An 18686-nucleotide genomic window follows, 5' to 3' on the forward strand; every position below is an offset into this window, starting at 1 on the left:
CCGCTGCTCGGACCCGGTTTATCACGATGCGCCGCGAGGCCCGCCGCCCGTACCCTCTCGCCATGACGACGCCGGTCCACGCTCCGAAGCCCGTGCCCGGGGACCGGGTGGCGGTCCTCTCCCCGTCCAGCGGACTGCCGGAACTCCTGCCGCTCCCCTACGAACTCGGCCTGGCACGCCTGCGCGAGGAGTTCGGCCTGGAGCCGGTCGAGTACCCGACCACCCGCAAGATGGGCGCGACGCCCGCGGAGCGCGCCGCCGACATCCACGCCGCGTTCGCCGACCCGTCCGTCAAGGCGGTGATCGCCTCGATCGGCGGCGACGACCAGATCACCGTGCTGCCGTATCTGGACCGCGAGTTGATCCGGGCGAACCCCAAGCCGTTCTTCGGGATGAGCGACAACACGAACCTGCTCGTGTACCTGTGGAACACGGGGATCGTCTCCTTCCACGGCACGAGCGTCATGTGCGAGCTGGGCCGTCCCGGCGCCATGGCAGAGCTGACCGCCGAGTCGCTGCGGGCGGCGCTCTTCACCAGCGGGCCCTACGAGTTGCGGCCCGCCGACCGCTTCACCGACATCGACCGCCCCTGGGAGGACCCGACCACCTTCGACCGCGAGCCCGAGACACGGCCGGGCGGCGGGTGGCACTGGCACAGCCCGGACCGGGTCGTCGAGGCGCGTTCCTGGGGAGGCAACCTCGAGATCCTGTCCTGGCTGCTGATGGCCGACCGCGAGATCGCCGCCGATCCCGCCGTGTACGACGGCCATGTGCTGCTGCTGGAGACCTCGGAGGACATGCCGAGGGCCCGTGACGTGTTCGCGATCCTGCGCAGCATGGGTGAGCGGGGTCTCCTGCGGCGCTTCCCCGCCCTGCTCATGGGCCGCCCCAAGACGTGGTCCTTCGAGCAGCCCAACGACGCTGCGGCGAGGGCCCGTTACGTCCGGGAGCAGCACGAGGCGGTGCTGAAGGCGGTCGACATGTACGCCCCGGACATGATGGTCGTCCTCGATGTGGACTTCGGTCACACCGATCCGCAACACGTCCTTCCTTACGGCGGCACGATCCGCGTCGACGGCCCGGCCCGGCGCATCACGGTCACCTACTGAGTTCTTCCGCACCTCCGCACGCCCCCGTAACCGTCGGTCACTCTGGGTAGTTGACGCGGCATGCACGACGTACGCTCCGTGAGGGCGCCCTCCATGCTCAGGCTCGCGGCCGCCTCGCTCGCCGGGACGGCCATCGAGTTCTACGACTTCTTCGTCTACGGCACCGCCGCCGCGCTGGTCCTCGGCCCGCTGTTCTTCCCGACGTTCTCTCCGCTCGCGGGGACGCTGGCGGCCTTCGGGACGTTCGCGGTCGGCTTCGTCGCCCGCCCCCTGGGTTCCGTGCTGTTCGGCCACATCGGGGACCGGCGGGGCCGGCGGCCCGTCCTGGTCGCCTCGCTGCTGCTCACCGGCGCGGCGACGGTCGCCGTGGGCTGCGTCCCGGCGTACGACTCGATCGGGGTCGCCGCCCCGGTACTCCTTCTCGTGCTGCGCTTCCTTCAGGGGCTCGGGCTCGGCGGTGAGTGGGGCGGGGCGGTGCTGCTGACCGCCGAGCACGCGCCCGCCGACCGGCGGGGGCTGTGGTCGAGCTTTCCGCAGATCGGCCCCTCCCTGGGCTTCGTCCTGGCCAACGGCGTGATGCTGGTGCTGTCGGCGACCTTGTCCGACGCGCAGTTCGCGGCCTGGGGGTGGCGGGTGCCGTTCTGGGCGGCCGGTGTCCTCGCGCTCGCCGGCCTGTGGCTGCGCAGCTCGCTCCGGGAGAGCCCGCAGTTCCTCGAACTGCGGGAGCACGCGCGCATGCCGCTCGCCGAGGTGGTGCGCGGGCACTGGCGGCTCGTCCTGCTGACGGCGGGCGGCCTCGCGGTGGGCTACGCCGTCTTCTACGCGGTGACGACGTGGGCGCTCGCCTACGGCGTCGAACGGCTCGGGGTGAGCCGTACCGTCATGCTGGCCTGCATCATGGCCGCCGTCGTGGTGAAGGGCGCGCTGACGCCCCTGGCGGCGATGCTGGGTGACCGCTACGGGCGACGGCCGCTGTGCCTCGCGGGCAGCGGCGCCGCCGCGCTGTGGATGTTCCCGATGGTGGCGCTGCTGTCCACCGGCGAACCGCTGCTGATGTTCCTCGGGTTCCTGGTGGCGCTGCTCGCGTTCATCACCATGTTCGCGGTGATCGCCGCGTACCTTCCGGAGCTGTACGAGCCCCGGGTCCGCTGCACCGGCGCCGCCGTGGGCTACAACCTGGGAGGCGTCCTCGGAGGTGCCCTGACGCCCGTCGTCGCGACCGCGGTGGCGCGAGGGGACGGGGTTCCCTGGGGCGTCGCGGCGTATCTGACGGCGATCGCGCTGCTGAGTCTCGGGTGCTTCGCCCTGCTGCCCGAGACGCGGCCGGTGGCCCGCCTGAGCGTCGTGGAGGTCGCGGACTGATCGTGGCGCGGGTCGACGTGGTCCCGGCGGGCGAGAGGACCTACGGGTTGATCGCGAGTTCCAGGTAGGCCGCGAAGAGCACCAGGTGGACGCCTCCCTGCAGCGGGGTCGCGCGGCCGGGCACGACCGTCAGGGAACTCACGACGACGGTCAGCGCGAGCAGCACCATGTGCAGGGGGTCCAGGCCGAGCACCAGGGGGCCGGACAGCCAGATGGACGCCAGGGCGACGGCGGGGATGGTCAGGCCGATGCTGGCCATCGCCGAGCCGAGTGCCAGGTTCAGGCTGGTCTGCACCCGGTCGCGGCGGGCCGACCGCAGTGCGGCGATGGTCTCGGGGAGCAGCACGAGGAGCGCGATGATCACGCCGACCACGGCCTGCGGCATCCCGGCGGCGTCCACCCCGGACTCGATGGTGGGCGAGACTCCCTTGGCGAGGCCGACCACGCCGACGAGGGCGAGGCCCAGTAGCACCAGGCTTACGGCGGCGGTCCGCGCGGACGGCTTGTCGGCGTGATCGTCCCCGTCGATGACCACGCCCTGCCGGGTGATCGGGAGGAAGTAGTCACGGTGGCGGACGGTCTGGGTCGAGACGAACAGCCCGTACAGGACCAGCGAGGCGAGGGCGGCGAAGGTCAGCTGAGCCGAGGAGAACTCCGGTCCCGGCTTGCTCGTGGTGAACGTCGGCAGCACCAGACTGAGTGTCGCCAGCGTCGCCACCGTCGCCAGGGCGGCCCCGGTCCCCTCGGCGTTGAAGACGGCGAGCCCGTGCCGCAGCGAGGCGACGAGCAGGCAGATGCCGACGATGCCGTTGCAGGTGATCATGACGGCCGCGAACACCGTGTCCCTGGCCAGAGTGGAGCTCTTGTCACCGCCGTCCACCATCAGGGTGACGATCAGCGCGACCTCGATGATGGTGACGGCGACCGCGAGCACCAGTGAGCCGAAGGGTTCGCCGACGCGGTGCGCGATCACCTCGGCGTGGTGGACGGCCGCCAGGACCGCGCCGGCGAGGACGACCGTCACGAGCGCCACTACGGCGCCGGGGAGATCACGTCCCCAGGTGAAGACCAGCAGGACGACAGCGACCGCCGGGACGACGGCCGTCCACTGTGTCGCGAGCGACCGGAGCCGAACGATCATGTGGCGATCGTCCCAGACGCATCCGGGCCCTGCACTTTCGACGACACGCTGCGCCGGGCCTCCTTGGGGGCGGCGCCCGGCCCGGAATCGTCGGCCGTCGGGTGCACGCTCAGGGGTGAGACCGGCGGCGGGAGCGGATGAGGCAGCGGTTGCACCGAGCCGGCAGCGGGGGCGCCGACGGCCGCGGACCGACGCCGGGACGGCGTGGGCGCCGTGCCTCCCGACGTCCTCGGTCGCCCCCGTCCGGCGCGGACGGGGACGACCGCCGTCGTGCATCAGGACGATCATCGTCGTGGACCCTGTCAGACGTCGATGCTGTCCTTCTCCGGGCTCTCGGCCGCCCTGGTCTCCTCCTGCGCCTGCTTCCTGGAGGCGATCAGGCTGGTGATCGTGGTGACGATCAGGACCGCGCAGATGACGCCCAGGGACACCGGTATGGAGATCTCGGGGACGTGCACCCCGGACTCGTGCAGTGCGTGCAGCACCAGCTTCACGCCGATGAAGCCCAGGATCACGGACAGGCCGTAGCTGAGGTGGACCAGCTTCTTCAGCAGACCGCCGATGAGGAAGTACAGCTGCCGCAGGCCCATCAGCGCGAACGCGTTGGCCGTGAAGACGATGTACGGGTCCTGGGTCAGACCGAAGATGGCGGGGATCGAGTCGAGTGCGAACAGCACGTCGGTGGTACCGATCGCGAGCATCACGACCAGCATCGGCGTCATGACGCGCTTGCCGTTCTGCCGGATCCAGAGCTTGGTGCCGTGATAGCGGTCGGCCACTCCGAAGCGGCGCTCGGCGGCCTTCAGCAGCCGGTTCTCCTCGAACTCCTCGTCGTCCTCGTCGGCTCGGGCCTCCTGGATCAGCTTCCAGGCGGTGTAGATGAGGAACGCGCCGAAGATGTAGAACACCCAGGCGAAGTTCGAGATGATCGCGGCGCCCGCTGCGATGAATATCGTGCGTAGGACGAGCGCGATGAGCACACCGATGAGCAGCACACGCTGCTGGTACTTCGTCGGGACCGCGAACTTCGCCATGATCAGCACGAAGACGAAGAGGTTGTCGACGCTCAGCGATTTCTCGGTGATGAAGCCGGCGAAGAACTCTCCGGCGGGCTGCCCTCCGGAGAACAGCAGGAGCCCGAGGCCGAACAGTCCGGCCAGGGCGATCCAGACCACCGTCCAGATCCCGGCTTCCTTGATCGATACGTCGTGGGGCTTTCGCCCGATGAAGAAGTCAACCGCGATGAGAGCGGCTAGACCCACGATGGTCAGGACCCAAAGGGTCACGGAAACATCCACTGCGCCTCCGGCAGTACGTAACGGCAGATTTTCAGCGTCGTCGCTACCGGAGGTCTCTTCCACCCGTGGTGGCCGGGGCGCGTGATGCGACCGGTGCCTGCGGGCCGACGCCCCGGGATCTGGCCTGATCCGTATTGACGGGTACGTCGCAGTTGGTAGGGAGTACTCCCCTCCGTACGGAAAAGAGTACGCGAATCACCAAGGAAAGGTAAAGGGCTAGGTAAAAGAAAAGCCAAGTTCGCTGGTCAGGGCGCTTTGCGAACGCTTGGTGAGGCCCGGGGCGGGCCTCAGCGCTTCCACGAACGGCGTGCTTCCGCGACCTGCGTCAGCACCTGCTGGAGCACTTGGCTGCCCGGTGGGACGAGCGAGGGCTCGTACGTCCATGCGTGACCGACCCACGGGTCGGCCAGGTGGTCGTCGGGCACCGGCGTGAGCCGCATGAGCGAGCGCCAGAGCGGATCGAGCAGCGGCCCGTACGCGGACGCGTCCTCCCGGTCGGCGACCATCATGAGGTGGACGCCGACGGCCGGGCCCTCGTCGGCGAGATACCTCAGCTGGGTCACGGCACGGTCGTCGAAGCCGTGCGGGAAGTCGTTCACGATCACGAGCTGCTCGGCGGTGTCGAAGCCGGGCGGCAGGGAGTCGGTCGCGCCTCCCCGCAACGCCATCTGCACCAGGTCGACGCGCTGGGTGAGCCGAGCCAGCACCTCGGAGACGCCCGCGGCACCGGCGGCGGGCGGACCGGCGAGGACACCGGACCGCACCAGCGGGGCGAGCGCGGCCGCACCCGAACCGGCCGGGTCGATGGCGTGCACCGTGAAGTCACCGGCGGGGTAGACCGCGAGCAGCCGGGCGGCGTGCGCCACCGCCGACTCCATCGCCAGCCGCCGCAGATCACCGGAGTCGGCGAAGGACTCGTCGAGCCCGGACCGGCCGCTGTCGATCCACAGGCCGCGCTCCAGCGGCAGCCGGACCAGCATCGGGATGCTCAGTCCCTCGCTCTCGGGCAGATGCAGGTCACCGAGGCGCAGGGCCATCGGGACCTCCATCGGCACCCGGTAGCCGTGCCAGACGGGGTTGTCCCAGCGCGCGAAAGCCGGGGGCAGCGCCGGCTCGACGACCTCGGCCTCGGCGGTGAGCTGCGCGAGGTCCCGGTCGAGCACCGCCCTCGCCTGGTCGACCAGGTGGGCGTGCTTGGCCTGCGCCGCCTCACGGGCCGCGTCGCCCTGGCCTCCGATGCGGCTGCGCGGGTCGGAGAGGACCTTGTCGAGTTCCTGCTCCATGCGCGAGTCGGCGAAATCCACGGCGCTTCTGTACGCGGCCGTGGTGCGTGCCAGGTCCTCGAACATGCCCCAGACCTGGTTGTAGAGCCGCTCCTCCATGGACCAGCCGGTCGCGTCGCCCGCCACGGGCTGGGCCGGCTGGCCGGGCGGGGCCGGGGGTGCGGTCGGCGGGGGCGGAGGGGGCGCCGCGGGCTGGCGGCGCGGGTGGCTGTAGTCGACCGGCCCGCCGGCGGCCGGAACCGTCGGCTGGGTGACCGGCGCGGGGTCCGGCTGGGCGAGCCCGCCGGGGTGGCTGCCCTGCCCGGCCGACGCCCCGTGCAGACCGGGCGCGTCGTATGGCGACGAGGGCTGGACCGTGGGCGGTATGTCACCGGTGCCGCCCGGAGTGCCGGGGTAGGGCTGGTCCGGTCCGGTGGCCGAGGTGGCCGCCTGACGCGAGCGGTCGGCGTCGGACGGCCGCGGCGGGGGCGCCGCCACCGAGCGCGCCAGGCCCTGGGCCACGGCCTCGTTGATCCTGGCCGCGAGCTGCCGCGCCTCGGACAGTCCCTGGTCGGCGAGCAGCTCGGCGAGGCCGCCCGCGTACCCCTGGCCGACCGCTCTTACCTTCCAGGCGCCCTGTCGGCGGTAGAGCTCCAGCGCGACGACCGCCGACTCGGCGTCGAGGCCGGTGATGGTGTAGCTGGCGACCTCGGAACCGTCGAGGCCGGTGACCGCGACGAAGGGGGCGGCCACGACGCCGAACCGGACCGGGCCGCCGACACCGGTCGGCAGCGCGAGCAGCACGCTGACCCGGTGCACGGCGTCCGGCAGGGCGTCCAGGTCGAAGGCGAGGCGATGGTCGGCCGCCGCCTGCTTGGAGACCTCGAGTCCGGGCAGGGTGGGCGCACCCGGGTGGGCCACCCACTCGACGCCGTGGACCCTGCCCTTCTCGTCGCTGAGCGTGGCCCCCGCCACGATCGGCTTGCCTGCCGAAACGCGGACCTCAAGACGGACCTCGGAGAGCGGATGGTTCTGCCCCCGGACCAGCTCGGCCGTCATCGCCTTGTCCCCCTATGTCACTTCGCTACGGGTGCTGCGCGCCGCCGCTGCCTACAGGTGCGGCAGGATCGCGGGCATCAGGTCCTGGAACGTCCGGCCGTTGGCGGGCGTGCCGAGGGCCGTCATCTGCCAGCCCGAGCCGGCCCGGTGCACCTTCGCCATGATCTGGGCCGTGTACTGGCCGCCGCCGGCGAGCGTGTAGCGGGCGAGCTCCTGGCCGTTGGTCTCGTCGACCAGGCGGCAGAACGCGTCCTGGACCTCCTGGAACGTCTGGCCCGTGAACGAGTTCACGGTGAAGACGATCTGGTCGATGTGGACCGGGACCCGCTGCAGGTCGACGAGGATGGCCTCGTCGTCGCCGCCCTGGCCCACGCCGCCCACGAGATTGTCACCCGTGTGGCGCACGGAGCCGTCGTCGCTGACGAGGTGCCGGAAGAAGACGACGTCGACGGGCTGCTTGTCCGCGAACAGCACGGCCGAGGCGTCGAGGTCGATCTCCCGGGTGCGCGAGCCGAAGAGGCCGCGCCGGGGTGCCGCCTGCCAGCCCAGCCCCATACGGACCGCGGTCAGGGTGCCCCCGTCGTTCTTCTGCAGACTGATGGCCTGACCCTTGGTCATGTTGACCGTCACGCGCTGTTCCCCTCTCGAACCGTCCCCTGTTTCCGCGGAGTCCGCGGATGACCAGAACCCTACGCAGCGGCACTGACAGTGCCGAACCCTGGGGCGGACTTTGTGTCGGTCTTGCAACACAGCGCGTACGTCCGCAGGTCCGGCGCGCGGTGCACCGGCGGCCGGCCGCAACCCCGGGCCGTCAGGCCAGGCCTCCCTCCTTCATCTGGCGCAGCTCCTTCTTCATCTCGGAGACCTCGTCGCGCAGTCGCGCCGCGATCTCGAACTGGAGGTCGGCGGCGGCGGCGCGCATCCGCTCCGTCATCTCCTCGATCTGTTCGGCGAGTTGCGCCGCGGGACGGTCGGTGGGCACCGTCTCCTTGCTCTTCCCCTTGGCCTTGGCGGCCTTGCCGAGCGCGGGCACCGGGGCCTTGGCCGGCTTGCCGTCCTTGGTCTTGCGGTAGCCCGAGCCGAGCAGTTGCTCGGTGTCGACGTCCTCGCGGGCGATCTGCGCCACGATGTCGTTGATCTTCTTGCGCAGGGGCTGCGGGTCGATGCCCCGCTCCTTGTTGTACGCGACCTGCTTCTCCCTGCGGCGGTTGGTCTCCTCGATGGCCTTCTCCATCGCCGGGGTGATCTTGTCGGCGTACATGTGGACCTGGCCGGAGACGTTTCGCGCGGCGCGGCCGATGGTCTGGATGAGTGAGGTGCCGGAGCGCAGGAAGCCCTCCTTGTCGGCGTCGAGGATCGCCACCAGGGAGACCTCGGGCAGGTCGAGGCCCTCCCTGAGGAGGTTGATGCCGACCAGCACGTCGTACTCGCCGGCGCGCAGCTCGCGCAGCAGCTCGACCCGGCGCAGGGTGTCGACGTCGCTGTGCAGGTAGCGGACCTGGATGCCCATCTCCAGGAAGTAGTCGGTGAGGTCCTCGGCCATCTTCTTGGTGAGCGTGGTGACCAGGACGCGCTCGTCCTTCTCGGTGCGCTTGCGGATCTCGTGCACCAAGTCGTCGATCTGGCCCTCGGTGGGCTTGATCACGACCTCGGGGTCGACGAGGCCGGTCGGGCGGATGATCTGCTCGACGAAGCCGTCCCCGCGCGAGAGCTCGTACTTGCCGGGCGTCGCCGACAGGTAGACGGCCTGGCCGATGCGCTCCTGGAACTCCTCCCACTTCAGCGGGCGGTTGTCCAGCGCGGAGGGCAGGCGGAAGCCGTGGTCCACGAGGGTGCGCTTGCGGGAGGCGTCGCCCTCGTACATGGCGCCGATCTGGGGCACCGTCACGTGCGACTCGTCGATGACCAGCAGGAAGTCGTCCGGGAAGTAGTCGAGCAGTGTGTTCGGCGGGGAGCCGGGCTCGCGGCCGTCGAAGTGCATCGAGTAGTTCTCCACGCCGGAGCAGGAGCCGATCTGGCGGAGCATCTCGATGTCGTACGTCGTGCGCATGCGCAGACGCTGCGCCTCCAGGAGCTTGCCCTGCGTCTCCAGGGTGGCCAGGCGCTCGCCGAGCTCCTTCTCGATGTCGTTGACGGCCCGCTCCAGGCGCTCGGGACCGGCCACGTAGTGGGAGGCGGGGAACACGTAGAGCTGGTCGTCGTCGCTGATGACCTCGCCGGTGAGCGGGTGCAGCGTGGACAGGGCCTCGATCTCGTCGCCGAACATCTCGATGCGGACGGCGAGCTCCTCGTAGACCGGGAAGATCTCGATGGTGTCGCCGCGGACCCGGAAGGTGCCGCGGGCGAAGGCCATGTCGTTGCGCGTGTACTGGATGTCGACGAACCGGCGCAGCAGGTCGTCGCGGTCGATCTCGTCGCCGACCTTGAGCGTGACCATCCGGTCCACGTACTCCTGCGGCGTGCCCAGGCCGTAGATGCAGGAGACCGAGGCGACCACGACGACGTCGCGGCGGGTGAGCAGCGAGTTGGTCGCGGAGTGCCGCAGGCGCTCGACCTCCTCGTTGATCGAGGAGTCCTTCTCGATGTAGGTGTCCGACTGCGGGACGTAGGCCTCGGGCTGGTAGTAGTCGTAGTACGAGACGAAGTACTCGACGGCGTTGTTCGGCAGCAGCTCGCGGAACTCGTTGGCCAGCTGGGCGGCGAGGGTCTTGTTCGGGGCCATGACGAGCGTGGGGCGCTGGAGCCGCTCGATCATCCACGCGGTGGTGGCGGACTTGCCGGTACCGGTGGCACCGAGCAGGACGACATCCTTCTCACCTGCGCGGATGCGCTTTTCGAGCTCAGCGATGGCCGCCGGCTGGTCACCGCTCGGCTGGTAGGGGCTGACGACCTCGAAGGGCGCCACCGAACGTTCGATCTTGGAAACGGGCCGCATGCAATCAACCGTACGACCCCGCACTGACAACGGGGTCGGATCACCAGTTCTGCGGGGTGCGTGAGCCGCGGTGTCCGGGCCGCCGGTCGAGGTGGGACGGCGGCCGGTGACCGGGGTGCGGCACGGTGGCGCGGGCCGGGACACCGGGCCTGTTCTCGGTGGGAGTCCAGTCGGGCCTGCCCATCACCATCAGCGGGTCGAACATCACGACGACGCCCGCGAGCCCGAGGAAGACCAGGGGGCCGATCATCATCGGCGCGAGCAGCGCGGCCGGCGAGTCGCCCGCCGGGGTGCTGGATGTCCCGTGCAGGTGGACGCTCAGGGCGGCCATGCCCGTGTAGTGCATTCCGGTCACGGCGAGACCCATGACGAGGCTCGCGCCCACGCTCCACAGGAAGCCGCGGACCTGCCCGGCGGCCCACAGGGCGGCGGTGGCGGCGACGACCGCGATGACCACCGAGGCGGAGACGGTGAGGGTGTTGTACTCGAGCTTCCCGTTCAGGCGCATGCCCGCCATCCCGAGGTAGTGCATGGTGGCGACGCCGAGGCCGGTGATGGTGCCCCCGGTGAAGAGGGCCGTCCCGGTCGCGCCCCGGTAGCCGACGATGAAGATCCCGATGCCGACCATGACGATCGCCACACCGAGGCTCGCGAAGGTGAGCGCCTTGTCGTAGCGCACCGGGCTCTCCTCCACGGAGAAGCCCATCATCGCGATGAAGTGCATGGTCCAGATCCCGGAGCCGATCGCCGCCGAGCCGAGCGCGAGCCAGCCCGGCCGCCAGGAACGGGCGACGAGCATCGACCTCGTGGTGCAGCGCAGCCCCAGGGCGCCTCCGAGGCAGGCCATGAGGTACGCCACCAGTGGGGTGACGAGTCCGTAACTGAAGCCGTCGACCGTGCCCTGCATGCGCGGTTGCCCTTCCCGCCCTGATCTATCCCGGTTTGCCATGAAAAGCCCCCGCCCCTGGCGTCGCCGGAGCGGCCAGGGTCGAGGCGAAGAGTATGACCCCCACCGGAATGGTCGAACGATTTTCCGGCAAAGAATCACGGGCCTGCCCCAGTTGTGAGGCCCCTGTGCACGGATTTGGGCAACTCCATTCAATCTGCGGCCATTCCACGCCCCCCTCGTGTTGACACTCTGCTGCCACTCTGGTGCTGACAGTGATCGCTCGACGCGAGGAGTACGTATGCACGCGCGCGTTGCCGCCGCCACGACCGCCGCGCTTCTCGGTGGCACCGTTCTGATACTCCCCACCACCTCCGCCCACGCCGCCGACGACGAGGGACCGGTCGTCGTAGCGCACCGCGGGGCCTCCGCGTACGCACCCGAGAACACCCTGGCAGCCGTCGACAAGGCGGACGACCTGGGCTTCAGCTGGGTGGAGAACGACGTACAGCGCACCAAGGACGGCGTCCTCGTCGTCGTCCACGACGCCACTCTGACGCGCACGACCGACGTCGAGAAGGTCTATCCCGACCGGGCACCGTGGAGGGTGGCGGACTTCACGGCGAAGGAGATCTCGCGGCTGGACGCGGGCAGCTGGTTCGGCCGGCGCTACGCGGGCACACGCGTGCCGACGCTCAAGCAGTACATGAACCGCATCTCGCGCAACCACCAGAAGCTCGTCCTGGAGATCAAGAACCCCGAGCTGTACCCGGGCATCGAACGTCAGACGCTCAAGGTCCTGAGCAACGAGGGCTGGCTCGACCCCGGCCATCTCAGGAGCAGGCTCATCGTCCAGAGCTTCAGCCCGGACAGCGTCCGCACCGTCCACGACCTGCGTCCCGGCGTCAAGACCGCCCTCCTGGGGACGCCGTCGGTCGCGAACCTGCCCGCGTACTCGCGCTTCGCCGACCAGATCAACTCCTCGCACTCCACCATCTCCACCGGCTACGTCGCCGCGGTCCACGCCTTCGACGGGCCGCACGGCAAACCGCTGGAGATCCTCACCTGGACCGTCGACGACGCGCGTACCGCCCGCCGGGTGGCCGGCTACGACGTGGACGGCGTCATCACCAACCGGCCCGACGTGGTGCGCCGGGCCCTCAGCGGGTACTGACCGGAGCCGCCGAGCGCGGCGCCCGGGGTGGGGACGCCCGAGGGCGTTCGCGCCCCGGGCGTTGTCAGTGCCGCGCCGTACGGTGGTCGCATGGACAGCCACGGGCAGTACGAGCAGCAGGTCGTGTGGACCGTCGTGGGCACGGACATCGGCCCACTGCTGCTGGCCGCCACCCCCGACGGCCTGGTGAACGTCGTGTTCCACGCCACGGACGCGGTGCGCGAGAAGGCACTGGAGCGGCTCGCGTCCCGTCTCGGCACCGAGCCCGTCGAGGCGCCCGGATCCCCCCTGCTGGCGGAGGCGGCGGAGCAGGTGCGGGCCTACTTCGCGGGTGAGCGCCGTGACTTCGAGCTGCCGCTCGACTGGTCGCTGATATCCGGGTTCAACCGGCAGGTGCTGCGGGAGCTGGCCTCAGGCGTCCCGTTCGGAGCGGTCGTCGGCTACGGCGACCTGGCCGGCCGGGTCGGTCAGCCGGGCGCGGCCCAGGCGGTGGGGGTCGCCATGGGGTCCAACCCGCTGCCGGTCGTCGTCCCGTGCCACCGGGTCGTCGAGAGCGACGGCGGCATCGGAGGATTCGGCGGCGGACTGGAGACCAAGCGGAAGCTGCTGGCCCTGGAGGGAGTGCTTCCGGAGCCGCTGTTCTGAGCCGCGGGTCGGAGCAGTGCGTGCACCGGGCGCCGTTGCCTCGGAGAGCGTCCGCGACGCGGACAGCGCCCGCCGGTGCACGCGCGCCGGAAGCCGTCGTTCTGAGGTGTTCCTGAGCGTGCGCCCACAAGCGCGGTGACAATCGCGGTGCGCGGAAAGCCGTGAGCTGGGAGGCTGCGCCGGTGAATTTCTTCCTGCGCCGTACCGACATACCCGCGATATCCACCGTCGTTCCCGGATGCCCGCGGTGACCGCCGTGGAGCGGTCCGCCACGCCGGTGGACGTCGCCGCGATACCCGCGCTCCGGCGCCGTACCTCCGCGGTGCTGATCGCGAGTCAGATCCTCGGCGGTCTCGGTGTCGCCACCGGTATCGCCCTCGCGGTGGTGTTGGCAGAGGAGGTCAGCGGCGCCGAGTCCCTGTTGGGGCTCGCCCCCACGGCCACCGTCGTCGGGACGGCGGTCCTGTCCATGCCGCTGGCCGCTCTGATGACGGCACGCGGCCGGCGACCGGGGCTGGTGCTGGCGTACCTGATCGGGGCGCTGGGAGCCGGCGTGGTGGTCGTCGCCGCGACCGTCGGCAGCTTCCCGCTGCTGCTGGCCGGGATGGCGATGTTCGGCGCCGCCTCGTCGGCCAACCTGCAGGCGCGGTTCGCGGCCGCCGACCTGGCCGAAACGGACCGGCGGGCCAGGGCCATCTCGAACGTCGTCTGGGCCACCACCATCGGTGCGGTCCTGGGTCCCAACATCGCCGCACCCGCGGGACGCAGCGTCACCGGCCTGGGGATACCCGCGGCCGCGGGACCCTTCCTCTGGGCAGCCGGGGTCTTCGTCGTCTCGGCGGTGCTGGTGGCCGTACTGCTGCGGCCTGACCCACTCCTGACGGCCCGCGCCCTGTCTCCCGCCGAGGAGCGGTCGCCGCAGGCACGTTCGCTGCGGGCCGGTGTCGGCGCCGTCGCCGCCTCACCGCGGGCGCGGCTGGCGCTGGGGACGGTGGCCGTGTGCCACACCGCGATGGTGTCGATCATGTCGATGACGCCGATCGAGCTCGATCACCACGGCGCCGGCATCGACCTGATCGGCTTCGTGATCAGCTGTCACATCGCCGGCATGTACGCGTTCTCGCCGCTCATGGGACGGCTGTCCGACCGGCTCGGCAGGCTCTCCGGGATCGGTCTCGCGGTGGGACTGCTGGTCTGCGCGGCTCTGCTCGCCGGGACGGCCGACGGCCATCACGTGCAGACCACCGTCGGACTGTTCCTGCTGGGGCTGGGCTGGTCGGCCGGGATGGTGGCCGGCTCGGCGCTGCTCACGGACTCCGTGCCCCAGCCCGTCCGCGCCGCCGCGCAGGGTCTCTCGGACCTGTTGATGAACGCGGCGGCGGGCATCGGCGGCGCGGCCGCGGGTCTCGTGATCGCGCGGGCGAGCTACGGATGGCTCAACCTGCTCGCCGCCTGCCTCCTGCTGCCGCTCGCGGCACTGATGGTCCTCACCGGTCGCGGACGCCGTACGGTCGCGGCCGGAAGCTGACGCCGGCCCGGCGCCCGCCCGAGGGCGGCGCCCTCACGACGTAGTCAGGCCGACGCTCGGGGTGGTCAGAGGCTGATGTGGTACGCCTTGCGGAGCGTCTCGTGGACCGTCCAGGTCGTGCGGTCGCCCTCGCGCAGGATCGCCGCGTCGCCGGGGCCCACCTTCAGCACGTCGCCGTTCTCGAACTCAACCGTGGCACTGCCGCTGACCACGACGAACATCTCGTCGGCCTCGGTGTCGGTCGCGACGCCGGGAGTCATCTGCCAGATGCCGCGCACGTGCTTGCCGTCGGCAGACTCCCACAGCACCTTGCCCGTCACTACCGGGGTGCCGGAGACGATCTGGGCCGGGTCGAGCGGCTCCGGCTCCAGTTCGGCGTCGGGGATGTGCACGGCGAAGGACGGAACGGCCTGGTTCTTCGTGGTCATGAGCGGTCACCCTAGCCGGACGCCGGACCGGCAACCGTAGGCGGTGCCCCCGTACGAGCGCCTCGGAGAGTGCGCCGCCGGTCTCGGCCCGGCCGACACCCCGAAAGGGTGCTCCACGCGCGCGTGGAGCACCCTTTTCCCGGACCGGGAGTCGCTAGGCGTAGTGCCGGGCCTCGAAGACGTTCCCGTCGGGGTCGCGGAAGTAGAAGCTGCGTACGGCCTCTCCCCGGGCGCCGAACGAGCCGTACGAGTACTCCGAGACCGGCACGGACCGCTCCTCCAGGCGGGTCCGCAGCGCGTCGAAATCACCCTCCTCCAGGGAGAGGCAGACGTGGTTCACGGGGTGGCCCGCGCTGTCCGCGGCACCGGGGACCATGGTCATGCGCTCGGCCAGCGACAGGGGCGCGAGATCGAAGATGGTCTCCTCGCTGAGGCGTACCGAGGGGAAGGACGCCTTGCCCTCGGTGAACTCGGCGACTCGCAGGGGTTCGAGCCCGACCGTCTCCTCGTAGAAGCGGGCGGCGGCGACCGGGTCCCTGACCCAGAGGACGATGTGGTCGAGACGTGTCGTGTTGTCCGTCATGCGCCCAGGCTGGTGCCGTATCCCGGGGGCCGCAAGGGTTTGGCCGGGCGCGCCGCCCGCCAGGGATGAGGGAAGACCGACCGACAGGAGGCAGGCGCGTGTTCGTGGTGTCCGAAGAGGTGCGGGAGGCGCTCGACGCGCGCCGGCCGGTGGTGGCCCTGGAGTCGACGATCATCGCGCACGGGCTGCCGCGCCCGCGCAATCTGCAGGTGGCGCTGGAACTGGAGGACGTCGTACGACAGGAGGGCGCCGTCCCCGCGACAATCGCCGTCCTCGACGGGCGCCCGTGCGTCGGCCTCGACAAGGGCCAGCTGGAACGGATCGCGAACGAGGACGGGATCCGGAAACTGGGCCACCGTGATCTGCCGCTCGCCGTCGCGGCCGGCGTGAGCGGGGCGACCACCGTCTCGGCCACGGCGCTGTCCGCCGCACGCGCGGGTGTGCGGGTGTTCGCCACGGGCGGGCTCGGCGGGGTGCACCGGCAGTGGACGGTGACGCAGGACGAGTCCGCCGACCTGGGCCTACTGGCCCGTACCCGGATCACGGTCGTCTGCGCGGGCGTGAAGTCCATCCTGGACGTGCCCGCGACCCTCCAGCGCCTGGAGACCCTCGGGGTCGCCGTGGCGGGATACGGCACCGAGCGCTTCCCCGGCTTCTATCTGGCCGACTCGGGACACCCGGTGGACTGGACACTGCGGTCTCCGGAGCAGGTGGCCGACGTGATGAGCGCCCAGGACGCCGTCGGCGGACCGGAGTCGGCGCTCATCGTCGCCAACCCCGTGCCCGAGGAGGAGCAGCTCGATCCCAAGCTCCACGCGCGTGTGCTGGCCGACGCGCTGCACGCGTGCGAGGTGCGAGGGGTGACCGGGCAGGCCGTGACGCCGTTCCTGCTCGACTACCTGGTGCGCCACACCGACGGCGCGTCACTGAGCGCCAACCTGGCGGCGGTACGCGGCAACGTGCGGCTCGCCGCCAGGATCGCGTCGGCCTGGGCCGGGGCGTGACGGCAGCGGACCGAGGCGGTCCCGGGGCCGAGGGAGCCGGGGCCGGGGAGGGCGCCGGTCCCGGTGCTCCGGGCGGTGCCCTGCTCGTCGTGGGCGACATCGTCACCGACGTCGTCGCCCGGCACCGCGGCCCGCTCGCACCGGGCACGGACACGGTCGCGGCGATCCGGACGGTGCCGGGCGGTGCGGGCGCCAACGTGGCGTGCTGGGCGTCCCACCGGGGCTGCCCGGACGTACGCCTCCTCGGGCGGGTGGGCCGGGACGCGGCCGCCTGGCACGACCGGGAACTGGCGGCCTCGGGCGTACGCACCCACCTGGTCGTCGATTCCGAGGCGCCCACCGGGACGGTGATCTGCCTGGTGGACACGGGCGCCGCGGCCGAGCGAACGTTCCTCACGGACAGCGGGGCGGCGCTGCGGCTCGAACCGGACGACTGGTCGCCGTCACTGCTCGACGGAGTAGCCCGGCTGCACATGTCGGGGTACCTGTTCTTCTCCGAGCCGTGCCGCGCCCTGGTGGCGACGGCGCTGGACGCGGCACGCGCGCGTGGTGTGCCGGTGAGTGTGGATCCCGCGTCGACGGGGTTCCTGGTGGAGCTGGGGGTGAACCGGTTCCTCGGTCTCGTCGAGGGCGTCGACGTGCTGCTGCCGAACCGGGACGAGGCGTGTCTGCTGACGGGGCTTCCCGATCCGGCGGACGCGGCGGCCAAGCTGAGCCGGCACGTCCCTCTGGTGGTCGCGAAACAGGGAGGCGACGGTGCCCTGGTCGCCCGTGACGGCACGGTGCGTGCCCGCGTCCCCGCGGTGCCGGCCCGCCCCGTGGACACGACCGGCGCCGGCGACGCCTTCACCGGCGCGTTCCTGGCCGCACTGCTCATGGGCGCCGAACCCGAGGAGGCGGCGGCAGCGGGGTGCGCGGCGGGGGCGACCGCGGTGGCACGCGTCGGCGGGAGACCACCGGCGGGGCCTTGAGCGGGGCCCTTGGCGGGGCCCTAGAGGCGCCGGACCGGCATGTGGGTGACAGCGGAAGGCGCCTGACGGGGCGCAAGGCGCCTGCGCCGGTCTCCTGACGAGCCAGGGGTCTCGGCGGCCCGGCGCGCGAGGACGGTTGGCGCACGGGCACGGCACGGCATGTCACGGCTAGGCCGACCTGGCATGGCATGACCGCACGTGACACGGCTCCGCCCCGGGCATCACATCCAGGCCACCCGCCGCCGGGTGGCCAAGGACTCGGTCCGCCCCGCCGGATGGATGGACGGACGGGTCGACGGACCGACAGGAGGACGGGCGGACGGGACGGGCGGCGGACGGACGGGATGGCGGATGGGGTCGGCTGACCGCCAGGCGGACAGATGGGGCGGCTGACGGCAGACGAAGGGACGACCGACGGATGAGCGGACGAGCGGCCGGCAGGGACGGGTGAACGGCCGGTTCACCCGCGGGCGTCGACCTCTCCGTCACACCTTGCGCCCCCACGCCGAGATCATCGGGGCCGTGGTGAGGTCCAAGGTGCCCGAGGCGACGTTGGCCAGATGGCGGTCGATGTCCTGGTCCGTGGCGAGACCCGCGCCGACGAGCTGGTCGCGGATCTGACGGATCGTCGCGAGCTCGACGGCGGCGCAGGCGGGCGAGGTGACGGGGAAGTACGCGTCGGCCTCCACGGGACTCAGCCCCGCCTCGCGCAGCAGACGCGGGAGCTTGCGGCCGTAGGACAGGTCCCCGCCGCGTTCGGCGAGGAGGTCGCGGAAGCCGCCCCTCAGACGGTTCGCCAACTGTTGCTCGGGCCCGTGCTCGTCGGGGCAGAGGAGGGGCTGCAGGGCGGGGTCGGCCTCCTCCACGAGGAGCCGGCCGCCGGGCCGCAGGGCCTTGATCATCGACCTCAAGGCTCGCTCCCGGTCCGCCACATGGACGAGGACGAGCCGTGCGTGCACCAGGTCGAAGCCCTCCCCGGGCGGCTCCTCGACGCCCACGTCGTGGACGCGGACCTCGACCGGCGGGCGGGCGGCGAGGGAGACCCACGAGGTGTCGATGTCGGTGGCGAGGACCCGCCCGGTCGGGCCGACCTTCTTGGCCAGCCACGAGACCACCGAGGTGCCACCCGCGCCGACCTCCCAGCAGCGCCAGCCGGAGCCGACGCCGAAGCGCTCGAGGTGCCGGAACGTCGTGGGGTCGAAAAGAGTGGCGACGGCGTCGAAACGCTGCCCCGCCTCGGCCTGCCGGTTGTCCAGGAGATACCTGTCGGTTCGAATCACGGGTAGATCATCCCATTTGCC

At 71.3% G+C, this 18686-nt stretch carries 16 protein-coding genes; 7 read left to right on the forward strand and 9 right to left on the reverse strand.

Going from position 1 to position 18686, the window contains the following annotated elements:
* Window positions 1-62: 62 nt before the first annotated feature.
* Both ACFYQQ_RS27355 and ACFYQQ_RS27360 read left to right on the forward strand, forming a co-directional pair.
* Window positions 63-1109 carry a S66 peptidase family protein gene (locus ACFYQQ_RS27355; RefSeq protein ID WP_355780741.1) on the forward strand — a complete coding sequence of 349 codons (1047 nt, stop codon included), beginning with the start codon at window positions 63-65 and terminating at the stop codon, window positions 1107-1109.
* 60 nt (window positions 1110-1169) lie between these two features.
* A complete protein-coding gene (locus ACFYQQ_RS27360; RefSeq protein ID WP_355780744.1) occupies window positions 1170-2471 on the forward strand; it encodes an MFS transporter in 1302 nt (433 codons plus the stop codon).
* A 40-nt stretch (window positions 2472-2511) separates the two neighbouring features.
* Here the strand turns inward: ACFYQQ_RS27360 and ACFYQQ_RS27365 are convergent, their stop codons facing one another.
* From ACFYQQ_RS27365 to ACFYQQ_RS27390, 6 genes are all read right to left on the reverse strand, one after another.
* Complete coding sequence (locus ACFYQQ_RS27365; RefSeq protein ID WP_355780747.1) at window positions 2512-3612, reverse strand: ionic transporter y4hA; 1101 nt, start codon at window positions 3610-3612, stop codon at window positions 2512-2514.
* Window positions 3613-3914: 302 nt separating this feature from the next.
* Window positions 3915-4910: a TerC family protein gene (locus ACFYQQ_RS27370; RefSeq protein ID WP_355780749.1), complete on the reverse strand. Its 996-nt coding sequence runs from the start codon at window positions 4908-4910 to the stop codon at window positions 3915-3917.
* 287 nt (window positions 4911-5197) lie between these two features.
* Entirely contained in the window at window positions 5198-7231 is a 2034-nt protein-coding gene (locus ACFYQQ_RS27375) for a TerD family protein (protein WP_388905403.1), read from the reverse strand.
* A 51-nt stretch (window positions 7232-7282) separates the two neighbouring features.
* Entirely contained in the window at window positions 7283-7861 is a 579-nt protein-coding gene (locus ACFYQQ_RS27380; RefSeq protein ID WP_355779666.1) for a TerD family protein, read from the reverse strand.
* Window positions 7862-8042: 181 nt separating this feature from the next.
* The gene (gene uvrB, locus ACFYQQ_RS27385) at window positions 8043-10166 is read right to left on the reverse strand and encodes an excinuclease ABC subunit UvrB (RefSeq protein WP_355779668.1); all 2124 of its coding nucleotides are present in this window, start codon (window positions 10164-10166) and stop codon (window positions 8043-8045) included.
* 40 nt (window positions 10167-10206) lie between these two features.
* Window positions 10207-11073 carry an MHYT domain-containing protein gene (locus tag ACFYQQ_RS27390; protein ID WP_355779672.1) on the reverse strand — a complete coding sequence of 289 codons (867 nt, stop codon included), beginning with the start codon at window positions 11071-11073 and terminating at the stop codon, window positions 10207-10209.
* 280 nt (window positions 11074-11353) lie between these two features.
* On the opposite strand from ACFYQQ_RS27390, the gene ACFYQQ_RS27395 reads away from it, so the two are divergent.
* The 3 genes from ACFYQQ_RS27395 (at window position 11354) to ACFYQQ_RS27405 (ending at window position 14399) form a co-directional block, all read left to right on the forward strand.
* A complete protein-coding gene (locus ACFYQQ_RS27395; RefSeq protein ID WP_355779674.1) occupies window positions 11354-12226 on the forward strand; it encodes a glycerophosphodiester phosphodiesterase family protein in 873 nt (290 codons plus the stop codon).
* A 90-nt stretch (window positions 12227-12316) separates the two neighbouring features.
* The gene (locus ACFYQQ_RS27400) at window positions 12317-12871 is read left to right on the forward strand and encodes a methylated-DNA--[protein]-cysteine S-methyltransferase (protein ID WP_355779676.1); all 555 of its coding nucleotides are present in this window, start codon (window positions 12317-12319) and stop codon (window positions 12869-12871) included.
* A 238-nt stretch (window positions 12872-13109) separates the two neighbouring features.
* Window positions 13110-14399 (forward strand): MFS transporter, encoded by a 1290-nt coding sequence (locus tag ACFYQQ_RS27405; RefSeq protein ID WP_355779679.1) that lies wholly within the window; start codon window positions 13110-13112, stop codon window positions 14397-14399.
* 65 nt (window positions 14400-14464) lie between these two features.
* On the opposite strand, the gene ACFYQQ_RS27410 is transcribed toward ACFYQQ_RS27405, so the two are convergent.
* Both ACFYQQ_RS27410 and ACFYQQ_RS27415 read right to left on the reverse strand, forming a co-directional pair.
* Window positions 14465-14827 carry a cupin domain-containing protein gene (locus tag ACFYQQ_RS27410; RefSeq protein WP_355779682.1) on the reverse strand — a complete coding sequence of 121 codons (363 nt, stop codon included), beginning with the start codon at window positions 14825-14827 and terminating at the stop codon, window positions 14465-14467.
* Window positions 14828-14981: 154 nt separating this feature from the next.
* Entirely contained in the window at window positions 14982-15410 is a 429-nt protein-coding gene (locus tag ACFYQQ_RS27415) for a VOC family protein (RefSeq protein ID WP_355779685.1), read from the reverse strand.
* A gap of 98 nt (window positions 15411-15508) precedes the next feature.
* On the opposite strand from ACFYQQ_RS27415, the gene ACFYQQ_RS27420 reads away from it, so the two are divergent.
* Together ACFYQQ_RS27420 and ACFYQQ_RS27425 are read left to right on the forward strand one after the other, a co-directional pair.
* Window positions 15509-16414 carry a pseudouridine-5'-phosphate glycosidase gene (locus tag ACFYQQ_RS27420; protein ID WP_355779688.1) on the forward strand — a complete coding sequence of 302 codons (906 nt, stop codon included), beginning with the start codon at window positions 15509-15511 and terminating at the stop codon, window positions 16412-16414.
* An 80-nt stretch (window positions 16415-16494) separates the two neighbouring features.
* On the forward strand, window positions 16495-17385 hold the full coding sequence (locus ACFYQQ_RS27425) for a sugar kinase (RefSeq protein ID WP_355779713.1): 891 nt from the start codon (window positions 16495-16497) through the stop codon (window positions 17383-17385).
* Between the two features lie 485 nt (window positions 17386-17870).
* Here the strand turns inward: ACFYQQ_RS27425 and ACFYQQ_RS27430 are convergent, their stop codons facing one another.
* On the reverse strand, window positions 17871-18665 hold the full coding sequence (locus tag ACFYQQ_RS27430; RefSeq protein ID WP_355779691.1) for a methyltransferase: 795 nt from the start codon (window positions 18663-18665) through the stop codon (window positions 17871-17873).
* Window positions 18666-18686: the final 21 nt, after the last annotated feature.

The sequence above is a fragment of the Streptomyces sp. NPDC005496 genome, from assembly GCF_042872045.1.
Classification (GTDB): domain Bacteria; phylum Actinomycetota; class Actinomycetes; order Streptomycetales; family Streptomycetaceae; genus Streptomyces.

What these genes read in the sequence shown, in the direction of transcription:
- ACFYQQ_RS27395 (WP_355779674.1), top strand. Translation starts at nt 11,354, where the DNA reads ATGCACGCGCGCGTTGCCGCCGCCACGACCGCCGCGCTTCTCGGTGGC.
- ACFYQQ_RS27360 (WP_355780744.1), top strand. Translation starts at nt 1,170, where the DNA reads ATGCACGACGTACGCTCCGTGAGGGCGCCCTCCATGCTCAGGCTCGCG.
- uvrB (WP_355779668.1), bottom strand. Translation starts at nt 10,166, where the DNA reads ATGCGGCCCGTTTCCAAGATCGAACGTTCGGTGGCGCCCTTCGAGGTC.
- ACFYQQ_RS27355 (WP_355780741.1), top strand. Translation starts at nt 63, where the DNA reads ATGACGACGCCGGTCCACGCTCCGAAGCCCGTGCCCGGGGACCGGGTG.
- ACFYQQ_RS27390 (WP_355779672.1), bottom strand. Translation starts at nt 11,073, where the DNA reads ATGCAGGGCACGGTCGACGGCTTCAGTTACGGACTCGTCACCCCACTG.
- ACFYQQ_RS27415 (WP_355779685.1), bottom strand. Translation starts at nt 15,410, where the DNA reads ATGACGGACAACACGACACGTCTCGACCACATCGTCCTCTGGGTCAGG.
- ACFYQQ_RS27405 (WP_355779679.1), top strand. Translation starts at nt 13,110, where the DNA reads ATGCCCGCGGTGACCGCCGTGGAGCGGTCCGCCACGCCGGTGGACGTC.
- ACFYQQ_RS27400 (WP_355779676.1), top strand. Translation starts at nt 12,317, where the DNA reads ATGGACAGCCACGGGCAGTACGAGCAGCAGGTCGTGTGGACCGTCGTG.
- ACFYQQ_RS27375 (WP_388905403.1), bottom strand. Translation starts at nt 7,231, where the DNA reads ATGACGGCCGAGCTGGTCCGGGGGCAGAACCATCCGCTCTCCGAGGTC.
- ACFYQQ_RS27365 (WP_355780747.1), bottom strand. Translation starts at nt 3,612, where the DNA reads ATGATCGTTCGGCTCCGGTCGCTCGCGACACAGTGGACGGCCGTCGTC.
- ACFYQQ_RS27410 (WP_355779682.1), bottom strand. Translation starts at nt 14,827, where the DNA reads ATGACCACGAAGAACCAGGCCGTTCCGTCCTTCGCCGTGCACATCCCC.